The sequence below is a fragment of the Bradyrhizobium sp. 160 genome, assembly GCF_023073735.1.
Lineage (GTDB): Bacteria > Pseudomonadota > Alphaproteobacteria > Rhizobiales > Xanthobacteraceae > Bradyrhizobium.
Window position 1 is genome coordinate 328,699 of the sequence record NZ_JADPKD010000083.1, and the last position, 24,868, is coordinate 353,566.

20 protein-coding genes and 1 pseudogene are annotated in these 24,868 nt (G+C 64.3%); 10 read left to right on the top strand and 11 right to left on the bottom strand.

Going from position 1 to position 24,868, the window contains the following annotated elements:
• Positions 1-141: 141 nt before the first annotated feature.
• From IVA98_RS35580 to IVA98_RS35600, 5 genes are all read right to left on the bottom strand, one after another.
• Complete coding sequence (locus IVA98_RS35580; protein ID WP_346657759.1) at positions 142-450, bottom strand: HepT-like ribonuclease domain-containing protein; 309 nt, start codon at positions 448-450, stop codon at positions 142-144.
• Between the two features lie 28 nt (positions 451-478).
• Positions 479-775, bottom strand: coding sequence for a nucleotidyltransferase family protein (locus IVA98_RS35585; RefSeq protein WP_247302740.1), 297 nt, complete (start codon positions 773-775; stop codon positions 479-481).
• Positions 776-836: 61 nt separating this feature from the next.
• Positions 837-1,349, bottom strand: coding sequence for a TIGR02281 family clan AA aspartic protease (locus IVA98_RS35590; protein WP_247302738.1), 513 nt, complete (start codon positions 1,347-1,349; stop codon positions 837-839).
• A gap of 159 nt (positions 1,350-1,508) precedes the next feature.
• Positions 1,509-3,983 (bottom strand): ATP-dependent helicase HrpB, encoded by a 2,475-nt coding sequence (gene hrpB / locus IVA98_RS35595; RefSeq protein WP_247302736.1) that lies wholly within the window; start codon positions 3,981-3,983, stop codon positions 1,509-1,511.
• A 183-nt stretch (positions 3,984-4,166) separates the two neighbouring features.
• On the bottom strand, positions 4,167-5,483 hold the full coding sequence (locus IVA98_RS35600) for a UDP-glucose dehydrogenase family protein (protein WP_247302734.1): 1,317 nt from the start codon (positions 5,481-5,483) through the stop codon (positions 4,167-4,169).
• A 194-nt stretch (positions 5,484-5,677) separates the two neighbouring features.
• Between IVA98_RS35600 and IVA98_RS35605 the strand changes: the two genes are divergently transcribed.
• The 3 genes from IVA98_RS35605 to IVA98_RS35615 all read left to right on the top strand — a co-directional run bounded on the left by IVA98_RS35605 (position 5,678) and on the right by IVA98_RS35615 (position 10,715).
• On the top strand, positions 5,678-6,748 hold the full coding sequence (locus IVA98_RS35605; protein ID WP_247302732.1) for an acyltransferase family protein: 1,071 nt from the start codon (positions 5,678-5,680) through the stop codon (positions 6,746-6,748).
• 102 nt (positions 6,749-6,850) lie between these two features.
• Positions 6,851-9,931 (top strand): DNA polymerase I, encoded by a 3,081-nt coding sequence (gene polA, locus IVA98_RS35610; protein ID WP_247356730.1) that lies wholly within the window; start codon positions 6,851-6,853, stop codon positions 9,929-9,931.
• Between the two features lie 148 nt (positions 9,932-10,079).
• Positions 10,080-10,715: a LysE family translocator gene (locus tag IVA98_RS35615; RefSeq protein ID WP_247302728.1), complete on the top strand. Its 636-nt coding sequence runs from the start codon at positions 10,080-10,082 to the stop codon at positions 10,713-10,715.
• 48 nt (positions 10,716-10,763) lie between these two features.
• On the opposite strand, the gene IVA98_RS35620 is transcribed toward IVA98_RS35615, so the two are convergent.
• Positions 10,764-11,390 (bottom strand): glutathione S-transferase family protein, encoded by a 627-nt coding sequence (locus IVA98_RS35620; RefSeq protein WP_247302727.1) that lies wholly within the window; start codon positions 11,388-11,390, stop codon positions 10,764-10,766.
• Positions 11,391-11,564: 174 nt separating this feature from the next.
• On the opposite strand from IVA98_RS35620, the gene pyrE reads away from it, so the two are divergent.
• Positions 11,565-12,128: an orotate phosphoribosyltransferase gene (pyrE, locus tag IVA98_RS35625; protein ID WP_027575142.1), complete on the top strand. Its 564-nt coding sequence runs from the start codon at positions 11,565-11,567 to the stop codon at positions 12,126-12,128.
• A gap of 249 nt (positions 12,129-12,377) precedes the next feature.
• Positions 12,378-13,151 carry a DUF2865 domain-containing protein gene (locus tag IVA98_RS35630; RefSeq protein WP_247302724.1) on the top strand — a complete coding sequence of 258 codons (774 nt, stop codon included), beginning with the start codon at positions 12,378-12,380 and terminating at the stop codon, positions 13,149-13,151.
• A 105-nt stretch (positions 13,152-13,256) separates the two neighbouring features.
• Here the strand turns inward: IVA98_RS35630 and IVA98_RS35635 are convergent, their stop codons facing one another.
• Both IVA98_RS35635 and IVA98_RS35640 read right to left on the bottom strand, forming a co-directional pair.
• Positions 13,257-13,688, bottom strand: coding sequence for a hypothetical protein (locus tag IVA98_RS35635; RefSeq protein WP_247276404.1), 432 nt, complete (start codon positions 13,686-13,688; stop codon positions 13,257-13,259).
• Between the two features lie 198 nt (positions 13,689-13,886).
• On the bottom strand, positions 13,887-14,120 hold the full coding sequence (locus IVA98_RS35640) for a hypothetical protein (RefSeq protein ID WP_247302722.1): 234 nt from the start codon (positions 14,118-14,120) through the stop codon (positions 13,887-13,889).
• Positions 14,121-14,332: 212 nt separating this feature from the next.
• Between IVA98_RS35640 and IVA98_RS35645 the strand changes: the two genes are divergently transcribed.
• Together IVA98_RS35645 and IVA98_RS35650 are read left to right on the top strand one after the other, a co-directional pair.
• A complete protein-coding gene (locus IVA98_RS35645) occupies positions 14,333-16,849 on the top strand; it encodes a glycogen/starch/alpha-glucan phosphorylase (RefSeq protein WP_247302720.1) in 2,517 nt (838 codons plus the stop codon).
• A 211-nt stretch (positions 16,850-17,060) separates the two neighbouring features.
• Positions 17,061-17,876 (top strand): acyl-CoA thioesterase, encoded by an 816-nt coding sequence (locus IVA98_RS35650; protein WP_247302719.1) that lies wholly within the window; start codon positions 17,061-17,063, stop codon positions 17,874-17,876.
• Between the two features lie 164 nt (positions 17,877-18,040).
• On the opposite strand, the gene IVA98_RS35655 is transcribed toward IVA98_RS35650, so the two are convergent.
• From IVA98_RS35655 to IVA98_RS35665, 3 genes and pseudogenes are all read right to left on the bottom strand, one after another.
• Positions 18,041-19,657, bottom strand: coding sequence for a phosphoenolpyruvate carboxykinase (locus tag IVA98_RS35655; protein ID WP_247276400.1), 1,617 nt, complete (start codon positions 19,655-19,657; stop codon positions 18,041-18,043).
• Positions 19,658-20,121: 464 nt separating this feature from the next.
• A pseudogene (locus IVA98_RS37905) lies at positions 20,122-20,292 on the bottom strand (CHAT domain-containing protein); the annotation flags it as partial.
• Positions 20,293-20,708: 416 nt separating this feature from the next.
• Positions 20,709-21,458 (bottom strand): HugZ family pyridoxamine 5'-phosphate oxidase, encoded by a 750-nt coding sequence (locus IVA98_RS35665; RefSeq protein WP_247302715.1) that lies wholly within the window; start codon positions 21,456-21,458, stop codon positions 20,709-20,711.
• 242 nt (positions 21,459-21,700) lie between these two features.
• Between IVA98_RS35665 and IVA98_RS35670 the strand changes: the two genes are divergently transcribed.
• The 3 genes from IVA98_RS35670 to IVA98_RS35680 all read left to right on the top strand — a co-directional run bounded on the left by IVA98_RS35670 (position 21,701) and on the right by IVA98_RS35680 (position 24,836).
• The gene (locus IVA98_RS35670; RefSeq protein WP_008542552.1) at positions 21,701-22,402 is read left to right on the top strand and encodes a response regulator transcription factor; all 702 of its coding nucleotides are present in this window, start codon (positions 21,701-21,703) and stop codon (positions 22,400-22,402) included.
• Between the two features lie 116 nt (positions 22,403-22,518).
• Positions 22,519-24,315 (top strand): sensor histidine kinase, encoded by a 1,797-nt coding sequence (locus IVA98_RS35675; RefSeq protein ID WP_247334900.1) that lies wholly within the window; start codon positions 22,519-22,521, stop codon positions 24,313-24,315.
• Positions 24,312-24,836, top strand: coding sequence for an HPr kinase/phosphorylase (locus IVA98_RS35680; RefSeq protein WP_247302711.1), 525 nt, complete (start codon positions 24,312-24,314; stop codon positions 24,834-24,836). The genes IVA98_RS35675 and IVA98_RS35680 overlap by 4 nt, the downstream gene beginning before the upstream one ends.
• Positions 24,837-24,868 lie beyond the last annotated feature (32 nt).

Below are 24,868 nucleotides of genomic sequence, written 5' to 3' on the forward strand. Positions count from 1 at the left end.
CTCGTGAAAAGGGAGGCAGGATTTGCTGCAGCCTTAACGAATGCTGGGCCGCAGCGGAAGGCGGGAATGAAGGCTTATGGCCGATAATTGCGGCAGTTTGGTAACGAAGCGCGCGCGATATAGATGTCTGACCAGAATGGGCTAACGCTGTAGTCGTGCAACCTCCTCTTCAAGGACCTCCCTGAGGGGCGGCAGAGCCCGTTGAACAGTCTCCCACACGAAATGGGCGGCAACGTCCTCATAGTTGTCGCGATAGACATTGCCGGCGGCTGCCATCTGTTTCCACGCGATCGCCGGGTGCCTCGCCTTCAACTCCTCGGGCAGACGGCGGGATGCTTCTGAAATAATCTCCAGACACCGCGTAACTGCGTAGACGGTCCGCAGATCCGCCGCGAATTCCTCGCGATCAAGACGTCTGGCGAATTCAGCCGCCAAATCGATGTGATGCAAGATGTCTCGCAGAGTCGCAGGGATGCGATCAGAAGGCATAGATAGCGTCGGCCGTTGCGGCGGGAGCGACGTATGATTTCAGGCCGTCACGGTTGACGACGTCAACGGGTTCATCAAAAAGCTTGGCAATATATTCCTTGAGCTCGACGTAATCGAAGACCGTGATCCCCGCATTCGGATCGATCTCGACCATGATATCGACATCGCTGCCGGGATGATTTTCACCCCTCGCCACCGAGCCGAACAACGCGACATGCAAAACGCCCCGCTCGCGCAGGGCAGGCTCGAACTGTCGCAGAATCGCTATCGCATCGGGGCCGTTCATGAATCGAATATAGCACCCCGCCTGCTCCGGTGGGAGAGCCTCTTCGGCCGCTAAAGCGAACTTACTGCTCGAGCACCATCTGGCCGTTGGCGTATTCGAAGCGCTTGAGGCGGGACAAGAAGGAAAGGCCGAGCAGGTTCTCCGACAGCGCTGCGTCCGGCAGCACCATGGCATCGACGTCACGCACGATGAGGCCGCCGACCTCGAGCATGGCGATGCGGGTGCGCGCGGCCCTGATGGTGCCGTTGGCAGTGGAGACGGTCGCGTTGTATTCGCTGCGCGAGGGACGCAGACCGAAGCGGGCCGCCGAGGTCTCGTTCAGCGCAACGACGGACGCGCCGGTGTCAACCATGAAGCCGATACGCTGGCCTTCGATCCGGCCCTCTGCCTGGAAATGACCGCGGCCGTCGCGAGAGATGGCGAGGCTGCGGCCGCCGGCCGGCGCGGAGGAAGCGACTGCCACCGTCGTGCGCGGCACCGAGGTGGCGGAGGCGGAGCTCATCTTGTCCGCCATCTGCGCCATGAAGGTGCCGAGGCCGATCATGACGGCCGCGAAGATCACTATGTTACGCATCACACCACTTCCGAGCCGGAAAGCTCGATTTCACCACGCGGCACGCCCGTCCACGAGCGAAGCCACGGCTGGACCGATGCCATTTTGACGAAAAGGATGAGCGGACGGTTAATGCGGCCGCCTGACCTCTCCCCGCCTGCGGGAGAGCGAGAAGACATCTCACGTCCCACGCGGCTTCGCCCGCCTTGTCGGCAGCGCGCTGGCCGGATCATCCGGCCAGGGATGGCGCGGGTAGCGGCCGCGCAGGTCGGAGCGTACCGCATTGTAGCTGCCGCGCCAGAAGCCGGGAAGGTCGCGCGTCACCTGCACCGGGCGCTGCGCGGGTGACAGCAATTCCAGCACCAACGGCACCTTGCCGGCGGCGATCGAGGGATGGGTGTTGAGGCCGAACAATTCCTGCAGCCGCACCGCGATCGTCGGCCCCTGCTCGGCCTCGTAGTCGATCGCCAGCATGCTCCCGGTCGGCGCCTCGAAATGCGTCGGCGCCTCGCGGTCGAGCCGCGTGCGCATGTCCCACGGCAGCAGCGCCATCAGTGCATCGGAGAGATCGCCGGCGGAAACATCCTTGAGCGCGGTCTTGTCATAGAGCGCCGGCACCAGCCAGTCGTCGCGCCGTGCGACCAATCCGTTGTCGGACAGGTCAGGCCAGCTCTCGCCCTCGGCCTTGCGCAGGAACATCACCCGATCACGCCACTGCTTGGCGGCTTTTGACCAGGGCAGCCGGTCGAGGCCGGCGGCGATCAGGCCATCGGCGAAGATGCGCGCCGTTTCCTCCGAGGGCGACACGGCAAGCGTCGCCTCGGAGAGCGTGATCGCGTGCAGCGCGCGCTTGCGCCGCGCCCGCAACGCCATCGCGCCGCGATCGAAGAATATCTCGTCGGTGCTCTCGATATGCGAAGCGAAATGCCGCTCGATCTCGTCCTGCGTGATCTGCGCGGCGAGCAGAATGCGTCCGCTCGCGGCCGTTCCCGTCATTTCGCCGATTGCGATGTAAGGCGCGCGGGCCAGCGAAGAGGTCTGCTCGACGGAAGCGCCGCGGCCGTTGGCCAGCACGAAACTGCCATTGCCGCGGTTGCGCGCGACACGATCCGGAAAGGCATAGGCGAGCATCAGGCCGGTCGAAAGTTCCTCCTGCTGCCCCGCTGTCTCCGATGCCGCCACCTGCGAGGCCCAGCGCCGCGCCAGCTCGCGCGCGCTCGCGGCACGCGGCGAGCGGTCGCGGCGGAACTGGTCGCGCCGGTGCTCGAGATCGACGCTGTCGCCGCCGAGCCCACGCTCGGTGATAATGGCCGCGATCTCAGCAGCCGCCTCGCCGCTGCCGGCGCGATGCGAATCCACGATCATGCGCGCCAGCCGCGGCGGCAGCGCCAGCGCACGCAGGCTCCTGCCCTCCGCGGTGATGCGGCCGTCGCCATCGAGCGCGTTGAGCTCCAAGAGCAGGCTCTTGGCTTCTTTCCAGGCCGGCTGCGGCGGCGGATCGAGGAACGACAGCGCTGCAGGATCGGCAACGCCCCATTGCGCGAGATCGAGCACCAGCGACGACAGATCGGCGCTGAGGATTTCCGGCTGGGTATAAGGCGCGAGCGAAGCCGTCTGCGGCTCGTCCCACAGGCGGTAGCAAACGCCGGGCTCGGTGCGGCCGGCGCGGCCACGGCGCTGGTCCACCGCCGCGCGCGAGGCGCGCACGGTCTCGAGCCGGGTCAGCCCAATGTCGGGCTCGTAGCGCGGCACGCGGGCGAGACCGGAATCGACGACGATACGCACGCCCTCGATGGTGAGCGAGGTCTCGGCGATCGATGTCGCCAGCACCACCTTGCGTATGCCCTTGGGCGCCGGCGCGATGGCGCGGTCCTGCACGGCGGCATCGAGCGCACCGAACAGCGGCACGATCTCGATCGAAGCGTCCTGCACACGTTCGGCGAGAAAGTTTTGAGTGCGGCGGATTTCGGCGGCGCCGGGGAGGAACGCCAGCACCGAGCCGCTATCGGCGCGCAGTGCCGCCGCGATCGCGTCGGCCATCTGCCGCTCTAGCGGTGCGTCCGCTTTGCGGCCGAGATAGCGGGTCTCGACCGGAAAGGCGCGGCCCTCGCTCTCGACGACGGGCGCCTCGCCGAGCAATCTTGCCACGCGCGCGCCATCGAGCGTGGCCGACATCACGAGGATACGGAGATCCTCGCGCAGGCCGGTTTGCGCATCGCGCGCCAGCGCCAGGCCCATGTCGGCATCGAGCGAGCGTTCGTGGAATTCGTCGAACAGGATCGCGGCAACGCCCGAAAGCTCGGGGTCATCGAGGATCTGACGGGTGAAGATGCCTTCGGTCACGACTTCGATGCGCGTGGCGCGCGAGATCTTGGAGCCAAAGCGGACCCGATAGCCGACGGTCTCGCCAGCGCGCTCGCCAAGCGATTTGGCCATGCGGTCGGCACTAGCGCGGGCGGCGATGCGGCGCGGCTCCAGCACGATGATCTTCTTATCCTTGGCCCAGGGCGCATCCAGCAGCGCCAGCGGCACCCGCGTGGTCTTGCCCGCACCCGGCGGCGCCACCAGCACGGCCGCGTTATGCGCCTCCAGCGTGCGCGAGAGGTCATCGAGCACGGCATCGATCGGGAGGGGCGTGTCGAAGCTGCGGGGCAAGTATCTGTCCGTTCGTCGTGCCCGGGTTGGTCCCGTGCATCCACATCCTTGGACTAAAAAACAGACGTGGATGGCCGGGACCCGGCTCCGCGAATGCTTCGCCGGGCTTACAGAATCGGGCCGGCGAAGCCTAGGCGAAAGACGGCAAGCCCAGCCATGACGGAATTATTTGGCGGCAGATCGTCAGCCCTGAACCGACGGGCGGCCGATGCTCTCGTAGACGAAGCCGGCGGCTTCCATCTCCTCGGGGCGGTAGATGTTGCGGAGATCGACGACCACGGGCTTTGCCATGGTCGCCTTCAGCCGGTCGAGATCGAGCGCGCGGAACTGCACCCATTCGGTGACGATGACGAGCGCATCGGCGCCTTGCGCGCAGGAATAGGCATCCTCGCAATAGATGATGTTGGGCAGCTCACCCTTGGCCTGCTCCATGCCGACGGGATCGAACGCCTTGACGCTCGCGCCCATGTCGATCAGGCCGGTGACCAGCGGGATCGAGGGTGCATCGCGCATGTCGTCGGTATCAGGCTTGAAGGTGAGGCCGAGCACCGCGATGGTCTTGCCGCGCAGCGAACCGCCGAGCGCCTGGCTCACTTTGCGCGCCATCGCGCGCTTGCGGTTCTCGTTGACGGCGAGCACGGATTCGACGATGCGCAGGGACACGTCATAGTCCTGCGCGATCTTGATCAGCGCCTTGGTGTCCTTCGGAAAGCACGAGCCGCCGAAGCCGGGGCCGGCATGCAGGAATTTGGTGCCGATGCGGTTGTCCAGACCAATGCCGCGCGCGACCTCCTGGACGTTGGCGCCGGCCCTTTCCGAGAGATCGGCGATCTCGTTGATGAACGTGATCTTGGTCGCCAGGAACGCGTTGGCGGCGTATTTGATCATCTCGGCGGTGCGGCGCGCCGTGAACATCAGCGGCGCCTGGTTCAGCGACAGCGGGCGGTAGATGTCGCCCATCAGCTTGCGACCACGCTCGTCCGAGGTACCAACCACGACGCGGTCGGGGAATTTGAAGTCGCGGATCGCCGCGCCTTCGCGCAGGAATTCGGGGTTAGAGGCGACCACGACGTCGGCTGACGGATTGGCTTCGCGGATGATGCGCTCGACCTCATCGCCGGTGCCGACCGGAACGGTCGACTTCGTCACCACGACGGTGAAGCCGGTGAGCGACTGCGCGATCTCACGAGCGGCGGCGTAGACGTAGGAGAGGTCAGCGTGCCCATCACCACGACGCGAGGGCGTGCCGACCGCGATGAACACGGCATCGGCCTCCGCGACCGGTTTGGACAGATCAGTGGTGAAATCCAGCCGCTTGGCTTTCACATTGTTCGCCACCAGCTCGTCCAGCCCTGGCTCGTAAATCGGGATTTCGCCGCGATGAAGCGCCGCGATCTTCTTCTCGTCCTTGTCGACGCAGGTGACGTCGTGACCGAAATCCGCAAAGCAGGCCCCGGACACCAATCCCACATAGCCCGTGCCGATCATCGCGATGCGCATGAAAATCCCTGTCTTAGATTGGTTAATGAAACCCCGACGCGGGGCGGTTTAGCATTTTCCCGAGGGGAGGGAAGAGTCCGCATGCAAAAAAGCGGCACGGGAATTGAACCGGTAAAGAAGTCTGAAACCGCAAGGCGCCACACTGCCCCGCTGACAGACGGAGAGCGGCGGAACACGCCTCAAAAGGGGACACCATGGCACGATCAGGCACAATCGCTGCAGGCGGCCGTTCCAAGCCCCCTTCTGCCGCGCGTGTCGACTGGGTCGACTACGCCAAGGGCATCTGCATCGTCATGGTCGTGATGATGCATTCGGTGCTCGGGGTTGAGCTCGCCGCTGGCCAGACAGGCTTCATGCATGTCGCCGTCGCCTTCGCAAAGCCGTTCCGGATGCCGGATTTCTTCCTGATTTCGGGCCTGTTCCTGGCCCTGGTGATCGATCGGGACTGGCGAACCTATCTCGACCGCAAGGTGGTGCATTTCGCCTATTTCTATGTCGTCTGGGTGACAATCCAGTTCGGCTTCAAGGCGCCGGCCTTCGCGGCGGAAACGAACTGGCGCGAAGTTGGCCTCTTGTACCTCGAATCCTTCATCGAGCCGTTCGGCACGCTCTGGTTCATCTATCTGCTGCCGATCTTCTTCGTCGTCACGAAACTGACACGCAAAATCCCGCCGCTCGCGATCTGGCTCGCCGCCGCGGCGCTGGAGACGGCACGCATCACGACCGGCTGGACCGTCATCGACGAGTTCTGCGCGCGCTTTGTCTATTTCTATTCGGGCTATCTGTTCGCGCCTTACGTGTTCGCGCTGTCGGATCGCGCACGCAGCCGTCCCGCCCTTGCGCTTGCGGCGCTCGCGGGCTGGGCCTTGGTCAATGCCGGCCTCGTCGCGCATGGGGCCAGCGAATGGAAGATCGTCTCGCTCGTGCTCGGTTTCGCCGGCGCTTGCGCCATCATCACGATCGGCACGCTGCTCGCGCGCGCGCAGTGGCTGAACTTTCTCCGCTTCTGCGGCGAGCATTCGATCGTGATCTATCTCGCCTTCTTCCTGCCGATGGCGGCGACGCGGACGCTGCTGCTGCGCACGGGCGTCATTGGCGACATCGGCACGGTCTCGCTGATCGTCACTGTTCTCGGCGTGCTCGGGGCACTCGCGATCTGGCAGATTGCGCTGCGGCTCCATGCGCACTTCCTGTTCGAGCGGCCCGATGCGTTCTGGATCGCGCCGAAGAAAAAAGCCGGGGCGGTGTTGCAGGCGGCGGAATAGCTGTCATGCCCTCGCGGAGGCGGGGGATGACCGTGGGGATAGCGAGCCAAAAATCCGCCTCCGAAGGCTGTCAAAGCCCGCAAAAACTCATACATTGCGGCCATGCCCAAGACATCCCCGAAGACCACCGCCATAGCTGACACCAAGGCCGCACCTAAGGCGGCCGCCGAGAGCAAATCGTCTGCTGCCAAAGCTGCTGCCAAGCCGGTCGCGGCGAAGGCGGCCGGCAAGGGCGACCATGTCTTCCTGGTCGACGGTTCCTCCTACATCTTCCGCGCCTATCACGCGCTGCCGCCGCTGAACCGCAAGTCCGACGGCCTCCAGGTCAATGCCGTGCTCGGCTTCTGCAACATGCTGTGGAAGCTGTTGCGCGAGATGCCCGAGGACAACCGGCCGACGCATCTGGCGATCGTCTTCGACAAGTCGGAAATCACTTTCCGCAACACGATCTATCCCGACTACAAGGCGCACCGGCCGCCGGCGCCTGATGATCTGATCCCGCAATTTTCACTGATCCGCGAGGCCGTGCGCGCCTTCGACCTGCCTTGCCTGGAACAGGTGGGGTTCGAGGCCGACGATCTGATCGCGACCTATGTGCGGCAGGCCTGCGAGCGCGGCGCGAGCGCGACCATCGTGTCCTCCGACAAGGACCTCATGCAGCTCGTCACCGATTGCGTCACGATGTACGACACCATGAAGGATCGCCGCATCGGCATCCCCGAGGTGATCGAAAAGTTTGGTGTGCCGCCGAACAAGGTGGTCGAGGTGCAGGCGCTCGCGGGCGATTCGACCGACAACGTGCCCGGCGTGCCCGGCATTGGCATCAAGACCGCGGCGCAACTGATCACCGAATATGGCGACCTCGACCAATTGTTGTTCCGCGCCGGCGAGATCAAGCAGCCCAAGCGGCGCGAGGCGCTGCTCGAGAATGCGGAGAAGGCGCGCATCTCGCGGCAGCTCGTGCTGCTCGACGACAAGGTGGGCCTCGAGGTGCCACTCGACGATCTCGCCGTCCACGAGCCGGATGCACGCAAGCTGATCGCCTTCCTGAAGGCGATGGAATTCACGACGCTGACGCGGCGCGTCGCCGAATATTCCCAGATCGATCCCGCCAGTGTCGATGCCGATCCCGGCTATACGAGCGGCGCCAGCGTGTTCTCGCCGTTGCCACCCTCGGACGTCGTGCCCGCGCCGAGCACCGGCACGCCGGCACAAGCGGCTCCCAGCCAACGCAATAAATCGGCGAGCAAGGAGGACAAGGCCGCAAGCCAGAAGGGTGCGCCGATCTCGCTGGCCGCCGCGCGCGAAGAGGCACTGCGCAAGCTTCCGGTCGAGCGCAGCAAGTATCAGGCGATCAAGACGCTCCAGGAGCTCAACGCCTTTATCGCCCGCATCCATGACGCCGGCCACGTCGCGATCGAGACGAGAGCCAACTCCATCGATCCGATGCAGGCCGATCTCTGCGGCATCGCGCTGGCGGTGGCGCCGAACGAGGCCTGTTATGTGCCGCTGGCGCACAAGCAATCCGGCGGTGGTGCCGGCCTGTTCGACGCGGGTCTGGCACCCGACCAGATCAAGCACACTGATGCCATCGAAGCGCTGCGGCCGGTTCTGGAATCGTCAGGCATCCTCAAGATCGGCTTCGACGTCAAATTCACCGCCGTGATGCTGGCGCAGCACGGAATCACGCTGCGCAACATCGACGATGCGCAGCTCATCTCCTACGTGCTCGACGCCGGCCGTGGCTCGCATGCGATCGAGCAGCTCGCCGAGCGCTGGTTCGGCCATGCCATGCTGAAGGAGAGCGAGCTGCTCGGCAGCGGCAAGGGCAAGATCACGTTCGACCAGGTGACGATCGACAAGGCCGCGCCGCTCTCGGCGGAAGCTGCCGATATTGCCCTGCGAGTCTGGCGCGTGCTGAAGCCGCGCCTCGTCGCCGAGCACATGACCACTGTCTACGAGACGCTGGAACGGCCGCTGGTGTCCGTGCTCGCGCGCATGGAGCGGCGCGGCATCTCGATCGATCGCCAGGTGCTGTCGCGGTTGTCGGGCGAATTCGCCCAGACCGCGGCGCGGGTCGAGGCCGAGATCCAGGAGATTGCGGGCGAGCCGGTCAATGTCGGCAGCCCCAAACAGATCGGGGACATCCTGTTCGGCAAGATGGGACTGCCCGGGGGCACCAAGACAAAGACCGGCGCGTGGTCGACAACCGCCCAGGTGCTCGACGAGCTCGCCGAGCAGGGCCACGACTTCCCGAAGAAGATCCTGGAGTGGCGCCAGGTCTCGAAACTGAAATCGACCTACACCGACGCGCTGCCGACCTACGTCAATCCGCAGACCCACCGCGTCCACACCACCTACGCGCTGGCCGCGACCACGACCGGCCGGCTATCGTCGAACGAGCCGAACTTGCAGAATATCCCGGTGCGCACCGAGGACGGCCGCAAGATCCGCCGGGCCTTCGTCGCGACGCCCGGACACAAGCTGGTCTCCGCCGACTATTCGCAGATCGAGCTGCGGCTGCTGGCCGAGATCGCCGACATTCCCGTGCTGAAGCAGGCGTTCCGCGACGAGCTCGACATTCACGCCATGACGGCGTCGGAAATGTTCGGCGTGCCGATCAAGGGCATGCCGAGTGAAATCCGCCGCCGCGCCAAAGCGATCAATTTCGGCATCATCTATGGCATCTCCGCATTCGGCCTCGCCAACCAGCTCGGCATCGCCCGCGAGGAAGCGGCCGCCTACATTAAGAAATACTTCGAGCGTTTCCCCGGCATCCGCGCCTATATGGACGAGACGCGCGACTTCTGCCGCAGCCACGGCTACGTCACCACGCTGTTCGGCCGCAAATGCCACTATCCGGATATCAAGGCCTCCAATGCCTCGGTGCGCGCCTTCAACGAGCGCGCCGCGATCAACGCACGGCTCCAGGGCACCGCTGCCGACATCATTCGCCGCGCCATGACGCGGGTGGAGGACGCGCTGGCCGAGAAGAAGCTCTCGGCGCAGATGCTGCTCCAGGTGCACGACGAACTGATCTTCGAGGTGCCGGACGACGAGGTCGAGGCGACGCTGCCGGTGGTGCAGCACGTGATGCAGGACGCGCCCTTCCCAGCCGTGCTGCTATCAGTGCCACTGCATGTCGATGCGCGGGCGGCGACGAACTGGGACGAGGCGCATTGATCCTACTTTCACCGGATGTTGCGTGGCGCACGGTTTCACGTGCGCCACGTCCGGGACCCGAGTACTCAATTGTCCTCCGAGCAATTGTGCGATGGCGAGGCGATCCCACGCATATTAGAACCGTGCCGTCTGCCGCACCGGTCGCCCCATGCCCCACACCCCCGCCCTGCTCGGCTTTGCCCTCGTTTGCCTCGGTCTCGTGCTCACGCCCGGGCCGAACATGATCTACCTGATCTCGCGCTCGATCACGCAGGGGCCGATGGCGGGCATTATTTCGCTCGGCGGCGTGGCGCTGGGTTTCGTGTTCTACATGCTGTGCGCAGCTTTCGGCATCACGGCGCTGCTGCTCGCGATTCCCTTCGCCTATGACGCACTGCGCTTTGCCGGCGCCGGTTATCTGCTGTGGCTCGCCTGGCAGACGGTGAAGCCGGGCGGACGCTCGCCGTTCCAGGTCAGGAAGCTCGCAATCGACAGCCCGCGCAAATTGTTCGCGATGGGCTTCGTCACCAACCTGCTCAACCCGAAGATCGCGATGCTGTATCTGGCGCTGCTGCCGCAGTTCATCGATCCCACTGCCGGCAGCGTGCTGGCGCAGTCGGTGGTGTTAGGGGCGATCCAGATCGCAATCAGCGTCAGCGTGAATGCGATGATCGCGCTCGCAGCCGGATCGATTGCGCTGTTCCTCGCAAGTCGGCCGAGCTGGATGCTGGTGCAGCGCTGGCTGATGGGCACGGTGCTGGCCGGGCTCGCTGTGCGGATGGCGGTCGAGGCGAAGAAGGTGTGAGCTTTCTGACCCTCTCCTGGAAGGCCCTCCAGGGGAGGGTAAGCGAAATTAATCCAGCTTCGCCTCCATGCCCCGCTTCACGGCGGGCCGTGCCATCAGCGCCTCGTACCAGCGCTTGACGTTGGGGAAGTCGGCGAGGTCCACCTTGTGGCGAGGATGGCGCCAGGCCCAGCCCAGGATGGCAAAATCGGCAACCGAGAGGTCGCCGGCGACGAAGTCGCGACCCTCCAGCCGGCGGTCGAGCACGCCATAGAGCCGGCGCGTCTCCGCCATGAAGCGCTTGAGGCCATAGGCGCGGTCCTGCTCGTTTTCGAGCGCGATGAAATGGTGCACCTGTCCGGGCATGGGGCCGAAACCGCCCATCTGCCACATCAGCCATTCATAGACGGGGATGCGCCCGCCAAGCGATTTCGGCAGGAATTTGCCGGTCTTTTCGCCGAGATAGAGCAGGATGGCGCCGGATTCGAAGATGCTGACGGGCTTGCCGTCGGGACCCTCGGGGTCGACGATCGCGGGGATCTTGTTATTGGGGGAGAGCTTCAGGAACTCCGTGGCCATCTGCTCGCCCTTGGTGATGTTCACCGGGATCACCTTGTAAGGCAGCCCCATCTCCTCCAGCGCGACCGAGATCTTGCGGCCGTTCGGCGTGTTCCAGGTGTGCAGTTCGATGCTCATGCCTTGCTTCCTTGCCCCTGAAAGGTTCGGCCCTCACCTACTCCAGAAGGTTGCACCCCCACAACCGGCGGACCGGGATAGCCGATCCCTGTTGACGGGGGACGCCCCCTCTGGAATGTGGCGGCGGTCGCGGATAAATTCCGCCTCCTCCAAAAATGCTTCCGAGGGACCGCCGTGTCGAAATCAGCCTCCCGCGCCCGCCTGTTCGAAATCATCCGCCGGCGTTCATTCGGCCGCGGCGAGGTGACGCTCGCGTCGGGCCGCAAGAGCGATTTCTACTTCAACCTGAAGCCGACCATGCTCGACCCCGAGGGCGCGACGCTGCTCGCCGAGTTGACCTACGAGGCGCTGAAGGACGACCAGCTCGATTTCATCGGCGGGCTCGAGATGGGCGCGGTGCCGCTCGCCGGGGCGCTGGCGCAGATCTCCTGGATCAAAGGCCATCCGATCGCGGCATTCTTCGTGCGCAAGAAGCCGAAGGAGCACGGCGCCAAGCTCGCGATCGAGGGCCTGCCCAAGGGCGAGACCTTGGCCGGCAAGCGCGTCGTGATCGTCGAGGACGTCACCACCACCGGCGGCTCGGCAATGAAGGCGGTGGAATCCGTGCGCGAGACCGGCGCCAATGTGGTGCTGGTTCTGACCATGGTCGACCGCGAGGAAGGCGCCACCGACACGTTCGGTGCGGCCGGCCTGCCGTTCCGCTCGCTGTACAAGGCATCCGAGTTCTTGAAGGCTTGAGGCCGCGAAACAGCCCCGGCCGTCATGCCCGGGCGTGGCCCGGAAGCAACGATTTGTCGGAAGCTGTGCCCGGCCTCAAAGAGGTCACGGCCTCGACTTGAAACCGCCTCCGCTCAACTGCTCATTTACCATCCCGCTTTATGGTGAACCATGTGCCAAGACCTCGCTGGTCTCGGCCGGTTCAGTAGCGTCGGGTGGAGTAGCGCATTGCGTACAATCTCGTCCCATGCGCGCCGGCGGCGTCGCGCGATGTTTGTGGCCGCCAGCCTTGCCGCTCCGCTGCTCGCGGCCCCGGCCCCGGTTGCGGCCGAAGGCCTGTTCGACTTCTTTTTCGGCGCCATGCAGCAACAGCGCCCGCAGCGCGAGGTGCCGCAGCAGGCGGGCTCCTACGCCGATCCCTTCACCGGCCAGCAGAATACCGCAACCCCGCAATACGTGCCGCCGACCCGTTCGGCGGCGGCCGGCGGCTCCGGCCCGGCCTTCTGCGTGCGCAGCTGCGATGGTAAATATTTCCCGCTGATGCGCGGGCTCGCCTCGCCTGCCCAGATGTGTCAGGCGTTCTGTCCTGCAAGTGCGACGAAGGTTTATTTCGGCTCCTCGATCGAGGCGGCCGCGTCGCAGACCGGCGAGCGCTACACCGACAGCGAGAACGCGTTCGCGTATCGCAAGGCGCTGCGCGCCGACTGCACCTGCAACGGCCGCGAGCCGGTCGGCCTCGCGCCGGTCGATCTCGCGCTGGATTCATCGCTGAAAGCCGGCGACGTGATTGCCACGGCCGACGGCCTCGTCGCCTATACCGGCATCCGTGTCGGCAACGACCAGGCTGCGGACTTCACCCCGGTTGCCTCTTATCCCGGCCTCACCGCACAGGTCCGCGCGCGGCTCGGCGAGATGAAGGTGGCGCCGGTGCGGGCCGAGACGGTCGCGGCGGATGCCCCGGCCGCCGAGATCGTGCGCGAGGCGCTGCCTGACGTCACGGTGCCGAAGACGGCAAAGCCGGCCAAGCGCGCAGGGTTGGATTAGTGGAATGAGTTGTCATTCCGGGGCGATGCGTCAGCATCGAACCCGGAATCTCGAGATTGCGGGTTCATCGCTGCGCGATGCCCCGGAATGACGGCAACTGAGCCGTCACCTCCCGATGATCACCCCGATCACATTCGGCGCCGCCAGATATTTCTCCTCGATCGCCGTGCGCGCAGCGGCGCGGTTTTCCGGCGTGAGGAGGCCGCGCTTCTCGGCCAGGATCATCCAGCAAAAGCCCCACCAATCGGTCAGCATGCCCTGATCGTCGACGAGGTCATAACCCTGCTCGGCCGCGAAGATGCGCGCATGCGCTTCGTCCAGCGTGTCGAGGAACAGATGGTCGTCGGTCGAAAACAGCTCGTCGCTGATATCGTCGATGGTGTAGCCCCAGATCGACTGGCACACCGCATTGAACTCGCGGTCGAACTGGTCGTCATCGATCCTCTGGCGCCGCGCCGCCCGATGCAGAAGCGACAGCGACCGCGCAAAATCGGCGATCCGGGTGAGGGCAAATTGATCGAAGGCAATGGTGGACATGTAGTCCTCGCAAAGTCTGACGGACGCTAGATATTGTGTCGGCACGGCGCCGAATCACTATGATATATCAAAGACTTGCTAAAGTGTTCTTAATTCGTTCTGATGAGTCCAGAAGGTCGTCCCGGCCTTTGCCGAGAAACAACCCGCGTGAAAGCCTTCGCCCAAACGAACGCTGATTCCGCGGTACGATCCCTCGCCTCACCTCGCCGCCGACATCAACTTGTCTCCGCACGCGCTCGCATAAAACTTGCCGCCGCATTGGCGCTTGATGGCGGCGCAGCGTGCTGCTGACGTTGCGTTTTGCGGGAGGGAGACGGCGCAACTGAGGCCATCGGCGCTGCGGCCCGGCCTGCCGGCGGCGGAGGCGGCGGTGGAGACGGTGATGCAGACGACGAGCAAGGTCGCAGTGGCGATTTCGATCAGCAGTCTCATCAGAGGTCTCAACGGTCTCCTCCATAGTGATGGCTGAATTGGCCTGCATTCTAGCAGCAAATCCGTGTTTCTCCGTGCTCGTCCGGGTTCCCAAGCCGGCGCGTTCCTTGCATAAGTTTAAGCCAGCGCAGTGCACGGCCGCACCAGTGACGGTTCCGGCGCAGAAGCAAGACGCGTAGGGTGAGTGTTCAGTCGACCAGGAAGTGAAGGCCTTGCAAGATCAATCGTTCCAGCCGAATTTTCCCGCTCCCGGACAGCCTATCGACGAGCTCGCGCTGGCTGAGATCAAGGGCGCGATCCTCGCCAAGCTGCGCCTTGCCATCGGCAAGGACGCAGGCATGGCGACCCGGCACGATTGGTACCAGGCCGCAGCGCTCGCGCTGCGCGACCGCATCGTGCATCGCTGGCTGAGCGCGGAGAAGCTGAGCTACGATGCCGGGCGCAAGCGCGTTTATTATCTCTCGCTCGAATTCCTGATCGGCCGCCTCTTCACCGACGCGCTCAACAATATGGGGCTCCTGAAGATCTTCGAGGTCGCGCTCGGCGACCTCGGTGTCTCCCTGCCCGAGCTGCGCAAATGCGAACCGGATGCGGCGCTCGGCAATGGCGGCCTCGGCCGGCTCGCCGCTTGCTTCATGGAGAGCATGGCGACGCTGTCGATCCCTGCGATCGGCTACGGCATCCGCTACGATTACGGCCTATTTCGCCAGATCATCAATCAAGGCTGGCAGCAGGAATATCCGGACGAATGGCTGAGCTTCGGCAATCCCTGGGAATTGCAGCGGCCGGAGGTGATCTACGACATCAATTTCGGCGGCGCCGTCGAGCATGTCGACGATAAGGGCCGCGACCGCGCCATCTGGCATCCGGGCGAGACCGTGCAGGCGATCGCCTACGACACGCCGATCGTCGGCTGGCGCGGCCAGCACGTTAACGCGCTCCGCCTGTGGTCGGCGCGCTCGCCCGATCCGCTCAGGCTCGATGCCTTCAACAAGGGCGACTATGTCAGCGCCAGCGCCGAGCAGGCGCGCGCGGAGGCGATCTGCAAATTCCTCTATCCGAACGACGAGAGCCCGGCGGGCCGCGAGCTGCGGCTGCGGCAGGAATATTTCTTCGTCTCCGCCTCGCTCCAGGATCTGGTGAAACGGCACCTCGCCTCCGACGGCCAGCTGCGCAGCCTCGCCAGCAAGGTCGCGGTCCAGCTCAATGATACTCATCCGAGCCTTGCGGTCACCGAGCTGATGCGGATCCTCGTCGACCTGCATAATTTCCGCTGGGACGAGGCCTGGAAGATCACCGTCGCCACGCTCTCCTACACCAACCATACACTGCTGCCCGAGGCGCTGGAGACCTGGCCGGTCGAGCTGTTCGAGCGACTCTTGCCGCGGCATCTGGAGATCATCTACCGCATCAACGTGCAGCATCTGGCGCTCGCGGAAGCGCGCTGCCCCGGCGACATCGACTTCCGCGCTTCGGTCTCGCTGATCGACGAGAAGAGCGGCCGCCGGGTGCGCATGGGCCAGCTCGCCTTCGTCGGCTCGCACCGCATCAACGGCGTCTCGGCGATGCATTCCGACCTGATGCGCGAGACCGTGTTCCACGATCTCAACCATCTCTATCCCGGCCGCATCACCAACAAGACCAACGGCATCACCTTCCGCCGCTGGCTGATGCTGGCGAACCCGAAGCTGACCGATCTCTTGCGCGAGACCTGCGGCGAAGCCGTGCTCGACGATCCCACCCAGCTCAGCCTGATCGAAGCTCGCGCCAGCGACGTCGAATTCCAGAAGAAATTCCGCGCCGTCAAGCACGCCAACAAGGCGGCGTTGGCGCGGCTGATCGGCGAGCGGCTCGGCATCAAGGTCGATCCCGGCGCGCTGTTCGACGTGCAGATCAAGCGCATCCACGAATACAAGCGCCAGCTCCTCAACGTCATCGAGACGGTCGCGCTGTACCAGTCGATCAAGGACGATCCCAACGGCAATTGGGTGCCGCGGGTGAAGATCTTTGCCGGCAAGGCGGCGGCGAGTTACCGCTATGCCAAGCTGATCATCAAGCTGATCAACGACGTCGCAGAGGCCGTCAACAACGATCCCGCTATCAGCGGCAAGCTCAAGGTCGCCTTCCTGCCCGACTACAATGTCAGCCTCGCGGAAGTGATCATTCCCGCGGCCGATCTGTCCGAGCAGATCTCGACCGCCGGCATGGAGGCCTCCGGCACCGGCAACATGAAGCTGGCGCTGAACGGCGCTATCACCATCGGCACGCTCGACGGCGCCAATATCGAGATCCGCGACCATGTCGGAGCTGAGAACATCGCAATCTTCGGCTTGGAGGCCGGCGACGTGATGATCCGCCGCAAGCAGGGCCTGGATGCGTCCGACATTATCCGCAACTCGCCGAAGCTCCAGCGCGCCATCAATGCGATCGCGACCGGCGAATTCTCGCCCGGCGATCCCGGCCGTTTCGAATCCATCGCGCACGCGCTGCGCTATCTCGACCATTACATGGTCAGCGCCGATTTCGATTCCTATTATGAGGCGCAGCGCGCGGTCGATGCGCGCTGGCAGGTGGCGCCGGCCTGGACGCGCGCCTCGATCCTCAACGTCGCGCGCATGGCGTGGTTCTCGTCGGACCGTACCATCCGCGAATATGCCGAGGAGATCTGGAACGTGCCGGTCAATCCGACCACGCCGCTGCTGCCAAATCTGCGCGACGTCGCAGGCTGATTTTCCGCGACGTGAAATCGGCGTTACCTGCGAGGTTATTGCATCGGGCGCTGCGGATGATGATATGGTCGTCATCATCTCCAAGGCGTCGATATCGAGGCCGCTACCTCAAGCGCCGTCATTGCGAACGCAGCGAAGCAATCCAGAATCCCTAGTCTCGATTTGCTTCGCTGCGCCCGCAATGACGTTGGTGAGACACCGAGGACCAACAATGCACGCCAAGCTCCCGCACCCCTTCGATGACGCCACCCGCGTCAGCGCCGGCGACTCCAGTTGGCAGGGGCATACCAGCGACGATTATTGGGCCTTTGTCGGCCCGTTCGGCGGCGTCACTGCCGCGACGATTTTGCGCGCGCTGATCGACCATCCGGACCGCGCCGGCGATCCGCTCGCGCTCACCGTCAATTACTGCGCGCCGATCGCCAAGGGTCCGTTCGATCTCGACGTGCGCCTGGTGAAGGCCAATCGCTCCAGCCAGCATTGGAGCGTCGAGCTGAGCCAAGGCGGCGGCGGCGTGGCAACGCTCGCCACCGCGGTGTTCGCCGAGCGGCGACCGTCCTGGGAGCAGAGGGTGGCGAAGTGCCCGGATGCCAAACCGTTCGAACAGACGCTGCCGTTTCCGAAGATCTCGGCGTCCTGGGCCAACCAGTATGAATTCCGCTTCGTCGAGGGCGAGATGCGGATCGGCCCGCCGCAGACCGAGCCCGCCAGCACCTATTCGAAAATCTGGATCAGCGACCGCACGCCGCGCAAGCTCGACATGCTGTCGCTGATGTCGATGTCGGACGCCTTCTTCGGCCGCATCTTCCACGCACGGCGCGAGCTGGTGCCGTTCGGCACGGTATCGCTGACGACCTATTTCCACACCGATGCCGAAGAGCTTGAGGCTGAGGACATCACCCGCGTGCTGGCGACGGCCGATGCGAAGATCTTCCACAAGAGCTATGGCGACCAGAACGGCGAACTGTGGTCCCCGAACGGACGGCTGCTCGCGACTACGACGCAGATCGCTTATTTCAAGGCGTAGCTGCTTCCGCAAAACTCGTCATTGCGAGCGCAGCGAGCAATCCAGACTGTCTCCGCGGAGAGATTCCTGGATTGCTTTGCTGCGCTCGCAATGACGCTGGAGAGATATCGCGTAAGCAAAAAGGGCGGCCTCGCGGCCGCCCTTTGCATTCCAAGGCGCGAGGCCTACTCCGCCGCGAGCTTCAGGTCGGGCGCGGCTGCGCGCACTTCGGCGTCGACCTGGGCTTCGAACTTGGCGAAGTTCTTCTGGAACATGCCGACCAGCGCGCGAGCGGTCTTGTCGAACTCGTCCTTGTCCTTCCAGGTGTTGACCGGGTTGAGGATCTCGGCCGGTACGCCCGGCAGCGCGGTCGGGACCGCAAAGCCGAAATATTTGTCGGTGCGGAATTCGACGTTGCGAAGCGATCCGTCGAGTGCGGCGGTCAGCAGCGCGCGCGTCACCTTGATCGGCATGCGCGAGCCGACACCATATTTGCCGCCGGTCCAGCCGGTGTTGACCAGCCAGCAATCGACATTGTGCTGGGCAATCAGCTCGCGCAGCATGTTGCCGTAGACGGATGGATCGAGCGGCAGGAAGGGCGAGCCGAAGCAGGTCGAGAATTCCGGCTGCGGCTCGTTGCCGAGACCGCGCTCGGTGCCGGCAACCTTGGCAGTGTAGCCGGACAGGAAGTGGTACATCGCCTGCGCCGGCGAGAGCTTGGCGATCGGCGGCAGCACGCCGAACGCGTCGGCGGCGAGCATCACCACGTTCTTCGGCTGCGGCGCGCGGCCGGTGTGCGAGGCGTTCGGGATGAAATCGAGCGGGTATGCAGAACGCGTGTTCTCGGTCTTGGAGCCGTCGTCGAAATCGACGATGCGGGTGTCCTCGTCGAGCACGCAGTTCTCGAGCACTGCGCCGAAACGCGTCGACGCCGCGTAGATCTCGGGCTCGGCTTCCTTCGACAGCTTGATGCACTTGGCATAGCAGCCGCCTTCGAAATTGAACACACCGTTCGGGCCCCAGCCGTGCTCGTCGTCGCCGATCAGGGTGCGGTTCGGATCGGCCGATAGCGTCGTCTTGCCGGTGCCGGACAGGCCGAAGAAGATCGCGGTATCGCCCTTGGCGCCGACATTGGCCGAGCAGTGCATCGGCATCACGCCGCGCTCGGGCAGATAGTAGTTCAGCGTGGTGAAGACCGACTTCTTCATCTCGCCGGCATAATAAGACCCGCCGATCAGGACAATCTTGCGGGCGAAATCGATTGCGACGACGTTCTCCGAGCGGCAGCCGTGACGTTTAGGATCGGCGCGGAAGCTCGGCATGTCGATGATGGTGAGCTCCGGCACGAAGGTCGACAGCTCGATCGCCTCGGGGCGGATCAGAAGCGTGCGGATGAACAGCGAGTGCCAGGCGAGCTCAGTGAAGACGCGCGTCTTGATCCGATAGGCCGGATCGGCGCCGCCGTAGAGATCCTGCGCGAACAGCCTCTTGCCTTCGGCGTGCTTGAGGAAATCCTGGTAGAGCGTCTCGAACTGCTCTGCGGTGATCGACTGGTTGCCGGCCCACCACATCTTCTTGTCGGTGGTGGCGTCACGCACCGTAAACTTGTCCTTCGGGCTGCGGCCGGTGAACTCGCCAGTATCGGCGCAGAGTGCACCGTCCGCTGACAGCACCGCCTCACCCGCGGAGAGCGAGTACTGATAGAGTTGCGGCGCACCGAGGTTCCAGTGAACCTGCTTGAGATTCTTTAAACCGAATTTATCGGCGCCGAAGGCACCGTTGCGCACGCCCGTCTCTTGCACGAAAAAGTCCTCCTAGAACCCGCGACACTCAGCGCGACCAAGCTTTGGCACCATCGCGGTCACCGTGAATAATAGGCCCGTTTGGCCTCGGCTGGAACGACCTAATACTGATGAACGCTGGCGTTGCCAAGCTGATCCCGTAGGATTTGGTTTATTCAAAGACCGCGCCAAACGTCGCGCATGTCAGCTCTGAGCAAGCGCATCAAAAAGTCCGAATGATCGCGCAACCAAACGCGCGTTCGCGGGTTACGTCAGGTTATTGCGACGCACAATGCCGAGTTGGCTTCCCATCTTACCTCGGCTTTGCCGATGCGTGCGAACCGCTCCCACATCGCGGGTAGGCATTGCGGTGACGAGGCGGCATCGAGATAAGTCAGCATCACACGCGCAAGGCTTTGCCGCGACCGATCTTCGGTAGTTCTTGTTGACGTGGTCAAACGCGTGGCCGCTTCCGAATTCACCGCTCAATGCGACACAAGAAGCGCGCAGGCACCGGCATAGAAGAACGAGCGCGCCAATCCCGACCGGGCCTCGGCCCGGCTTGTCGCCCGCGATGTGTTGCAGGTCGACAGCACAATCCGGTCCGCATTGAGCTTGAGCTGGGTGACTTCGCTCGCAGTGAGCAGGCCGTCGTCGAGCTCCGATGGCTGATCGGGATCAAGAGTGCAAGCGAGGGCTCACCGAGTCCTTTTGATGTCGCAGCGAAAAGGCCGTGGGTAGCAAAGTTGATGATGCCATCTTGAGCAAGCGCTGCACGCTCGAGCGTCGTTTCACTGGCGTCGCAGCCGAGGTGGATGTCGGCATCCGTCGCCGACATCGCTCGCCACCGCGTTCAACTCGGCGGTATTCGGCAAGCACCCATGAGCGGGTTGATCCACGCGCCCGCCGCGGCAAGACTTCCTTTCTGGGCAAGGGCTGGCGTGGTGATCAATGCGCTCGCCGCGGGCGCGAGGTCTGCGATCAGCGCCGGCCGATTCCATCTTGCGAGCACCATTCTCGCTGCGCCGTCGGACCGATTACGGTCTTGGATCGCAGCGATGAGCCGCGACGTTCAACGTGTTGCGCCTTGGTCCAGCTTCTTGCGCGCGTCACCGGCGAGGCGGACCAGCATCTTGCGCAGTGCCGTGCCATCCGTCACCCGCTCCGGGAACTCCAGCCGGAGCGCGGTCTGATCCATTTGCATGTCGAGACCCTCCGGATCGCAGCCGGTGCAGCGCCAGTCACCCTCGGGCGCGCCGAGGAGCCTCGTCGCATAGAGGTTCATGGCGTCGCGATGGTCGGCATTCATGTGCTCCACGGCGCCCTGTTCCGCCGCCAGGAGATCCTCGGCGCCGGTGAGGTCCGTGAGGAACTGCTCAGGCTTGAGGTCAACGATCCGGCCGAAGCCGGCGACCAGATGGGCTCCCGTGGGCCGGATCCGAAAGAAGGAGAAATCCTTAAACGAAACAAAGCCTTCCGCCGACGGATGGGCATTGAGATAGCGCCGCTGAAGCAAGTCCTTGTCGGCGTCAGCCTGCTCGGCCCGGCCGGACAGCATGATCCGGGCCCCTTCCAGGGGATCGCCGGCCGCGCGCTCGTCCAGCATCAGCGAGACCCTGCTGTCCGCCAGGATGTTCCTGGTGTGCACGGCGAGGCGCGAGATCAGCAGGATCGGTGAGCCATCGGGGTGGCTCGCCAGATTGACCAGGGAACAATAGGGATCGCCGCTGCCGGCCATCAGGGTCGCCAGCGCCCCCTGCCGCGGCCGTCGCAGCAGCGATTTGGCGAGTTTCGCGGGGTCGAAATCCGGGGTCGGTTGCATCGGCTTTCTCGGGTCGGGTGGTTGCAAGAGAGGCCTTTTCTCGGGTAAACGGGGGTCAGGTTATGGGTCGAGATGCGGCGAATCTGCCGCGTTTCGTGGAACTTGGTCACACTTCAGCCCAGCTTGCATTGCTCGGTGACAAAGTTCGAACGCCGATTTCGGCACCCATGTATGCGGCGCATCACTGGATTGCTCGCCGTTTCAAGCCACGACCCAAAACGGAAAGCAGAAAGCAGAGGCTCATGCCCACAATCGCTTTGGTCGACGACGACCGCAACATTCTCACATCCGTCTCGATCGCGCTGGAAGCCGAAGGCTACCGCATCATGACCTACACCGACGGCGCTTCCGCACTTGACGGTTTCCGCACCACCCAGCCCGATCTCGCCATCCTCGATATCAAGATGCCGCGCATGGACGGCATGGAGACGTTGCGCCGTCTCAGGCAGAAGTCCGACCTGCCGGTGATCTTCCTGACGTCCAAGGACGAGGAGATCGACGAGCTGTTCGGCCTCAAGATGGGCGCCGACGACTTCATCCGCAAACCGTTCTCGCAGCGCCTTTTGGTCGAGCGCGTCAAGGCGGTGCTGCGCCGCTCGGCGCCGAAGGACCCGACCGTCGCGCCGAAGGAGAACGACGCCAAGGCGCTCGATCGCGGCCTTTTGCGCATGGATCCGGAACGGCATACCTGCACCTGGAAAAACGAGCCGGTGACGCTGACCGTCACCGAATTCCTGATCCTCCAGGCATTGGCGACCCGGCCCGGCGTGGTGAAGAGCCGCAATGCGCTGATGGACGCCGCCTATGACGACCAGGTCTATGTCGACGACCGCACCATCGACAGCCACATCAAGCGGCTGCGCAAGAAATTCAAGGTGGTCGACAACGAGTTCGAGATGATCGAAACGCTCTACGGCGTCGGCTACCGCTTCAAGGAAGCCTGAGACTCGCGCAGTTTCACGAAAGAGGAGAGCATCGCTGGTTCTGATTCCATCGGAACCGGGATGGCTCTAGGATGCGGGGACCTTCTCAACGAGCTGTCCTAACGCGGGCGTAAGCATTGCTTGACCGAACGCAGCCTGATCCAAACCAGAGCGCCGAGGATATCGCATCCGACGGCGTTCCGGAGCACGTTGCCGAAGACAAGCCGCAGGGCTGGCGGCCGCTGAACTGGCTGAAGCGCGCCGGTCAGTTCTTCTTCGCGCTGTCCTTCTCGAGCCTGACCCGCCGCATCGTCTCGCTCAACCTCGCCGGCCTGGTCGCGCTGGTCGCCAGCATCCTGTATCTGTCGCAATTCCGCGCCGGCCTGATCGACGCGCGGGCGCAGAGCCTGCTGGTGCAGGCCGAGATCATCGCCGGCGCGATCGCGGCCTCTGCGACCGTGCAGACCAACGCCATCACCATCGACCCCGACCGGTTGCTCGATCTCAAGCCAGGCGAGACCTATGGCGGCTCGGACGAATATTCGCCGCTGGATTTCCCGATCAATCCGGAGCGGGTGGCGCCGGTGCTGCGCACGCTGATCTCGCCGACCAAGACGCGCGCGCGCATCTACGATCCGAACGGCAGCCTGCTGGTCGACAGCCGCAACCTCGAAAACGTGCTGCGCTACAATCTGCCGCCACCGGCCGAGAAGCCCGGCATCGTCGAGCGCGGCATGGTCGCGGTGCGAACCTGGCTGAACCGCGGCGACCTGCCGCTCTACCGTGAGCTCGGGCCCGAGAATGGCAATGGCTACGCGGAGGTGGGCGATGCGCTCCACGGCCAGAAGCGCTCGATGGTGCGGGTCAACGCACGCGGCGAGGTGATCGTCTCGGTCGCGGTCCCCGTGCTGCGCTCGCGCGCAATCCACGGCGCCTTGATGCTTTCGACCCAGGGCGACGACATCGACCAGATGGTCACTGCCGAGCGCCTCGCCATCCTGAAGGTCGGCGGCGTTGCCGCAGCGGTCATGATCATGCTGTCGCTGCTGCTTGCCAGCACGATCGCAGGTCCGGTGCGCCGGCTCGCCGACAGCGCCGAGCGCGTCCGCCGCCGTATCAAGGCCCGCATCGAGATTCCCGATTTCACCCGCCGCCGCGACGAGATCGGCCACCTCTCGGGCGCGCTGCGGGACATGACCAGCGCGCTCTACAGCCGTATCGAGGCGATCGAGATGTTCGCCGCCGACGTCGCCCATGAACTGAAGAACCCGCTGACCTCGCTGCGCTCGGCGGTCGAGACGCTGCCGCTGGCGCGCAACGAGACCAGCCGCGCACGCCTGCTCGAGGTGATCGAGCACGACGTCAAGCGGCTCGACCGTCTGATCTCGGACATCTCCGACGCCAGCCGCCTCGATGCCGAATTGCAGCGTCAGGATGCGATCCCGGTCGACGTGCGCCGCCTGCTGACGACACTGGTGTCGGTCGCCAACGAGACCAAGCTCGGCCACGACGTCGCGGTCGAGACCCGCTTCGAGGGCCGCGGCCCGACCGACACGTTCTCCGTGACCGGTCACGATTCGCGGCTCGGACAAGTGGTCTCCAACCTGCTGTCCAACGCGCAATCCTTCTCGGAAGCCGGCAGCAAGGTGCGCCTCACCTGCCGCCGCGTGCGCGGAGAGATCGAGATCGTGGTCGACGACGACGGGCCCGGCATCCGCGAGGACGCGCTGGAGCGCATCTTCGAGCGCTTCTATACCGATCGTCCGCACCAGGGCTTCGGCCAGAACTCCGGCCTCGGGCTGTCGATTTCCAAGCAGATCGTCGATGCCCATGGCGGGCGGATCTGGGCCGAGAACCGCGCAGGCCCGCTGGATGCCGAAGGCGCGCCGACGGTCGCCGGCGCGCGCTTCGTGGTGAGGCTGCCGGCGCTATGAGCGACGGCGGCCCCAGCGTGCACGCCTCCGCCGTCAAGGTCGGGACTTTTGCCGTGCTGATCCGCGGTCCCTCCGGCTCCGGCAAGTCGCGCCTTGCCTTCGATTTGATCATGGCGGGCCGGTCAGGCCTGATCGAAAGGGCCGTTCTGGTCGGAGATGACCGTGTCCATCTGGCGACAGTCGGCCATGAAATTGAAGTCCGCCCCGCTCCGGTCTTGGCTGGCCTGATCGAGATCCGGGGCTTGGGAATTCGCCGCTGCGACTTCGTGGAGCACGCGATCGTCGGCCTCGTGGTCGATCTGGACGCACCGGATGCCGAGCGTCTGCCTGCGACAGAATCGCTGAAAGCCAGCATTTCTGGTGTCGAAATACCGCGCATCCCGGTCGAGCGCGGCTATTCGCCCCTCCCGCTGGTTGTCGCGGCCTTGACCACTACCAAGAGTTCATCTTCCGTTAACCCCTCAGGCGATTGTTTGAAGGGAAATGGTAACCATATGAACCCCACTATCGCGACCGAGTAGACCGGCGCAGCTTCCCTCATCCATCCGTCTAG

Coding starts and splice junctions, on each gene's coding strand:
- IVA98_RS35585 (WP_247302740.1), bottom strand. CDS start 775: ATGAACGGCCCCGATGCGATAGCGATTCTGCGACAGTTCGAGCCTGCC.
- IVA98_RS35590 (WP_247302738.1), bottom strand. CDS start 1,349: ATGCGTAACATAGTGATCTTCGCGGCCGTCATGATCGGCCTCGGCACC.
- IVA98_RS35600 (WP_247302734.1), bottom strand. CDS start 5,483: ATGCGCATCGCGATGATCGGCACGGGCTATGTGGGATTGGTGTCCGGG.
- IVA98_RS35605 (WP_247302732.1), top strand. CDS start 5,678: ATGGCACGATCAGGCACAATCGCTGCAGGCGGCCGTTCCAAGCCCCCT.
- polA (WP_247356730.1), top strand. CDS start 6,851: ATGCCCAAGACATCCCCGAAGACCACCGCCATAGCTGACACCAAGGCC.
- IVA98_RS35615 (WP_247302728.1), top strand. CDS start 10,080: ATGCCCCACACCCCCGCCCTGCTCGGCTTTGCCCTCGTTTGCCTCGGT.
- IVA98_RS35620 (WP_247302727.1), bottom strand. CDS start 11,390: ATGAGCATCGAACTGCACACCTGGAACACGCCGAACGGCCGCAAGATC.
- IVA98_RS35630 (WP_247302724.1), top strand. CDS start 12,378: ATGTTTGTGGCCGCCAGCCTTGCCGCTCCGCTGCTCGCGGCCCCGGCC.
- IVA98_RS35635 (WP_247276404.1), bottom strand. CDS start 13,688: ATGTCCACCATTGCCTTCGATCAATTTGCCCTCACCCGGATCGCCGAT.
- IVA98_RS35640 (WP_247302722.1), bottom strand. CDS start 14,120: ATGAGACTGCTGATCGAAATCGCCACTGCGACCTTGCTCGTCGTCTGC.
- IVA98_RS35650 (WP_247302719.1), top strand. CDS start 17,061: ATGCACGCCAAGCTCCCGCACCCCTTCGATGACGCCACCCGCGTCAGC.
- IVA98_RS35665 (WP_247302715.1), bottom strand. CDS start 21,458: ATGCAACCGACCCCGGATTTCGACCCCGCGAAACTCGCCAAATCGCTG.
- IVA98_RS35670 (WP_008542552.1), top strand. CDS start 21,701: ATGCCCACAATCGCTTTGGTCGACGACGACCGCAACATTCTCACATCC.
- IVA98_RS35680 (WP_247302711.1), top strand. CDS start 24,312: ATGAGCGACGGCGGCCCCAGCGTGCACGCCTCCGCCGTCAAGGTCGGG.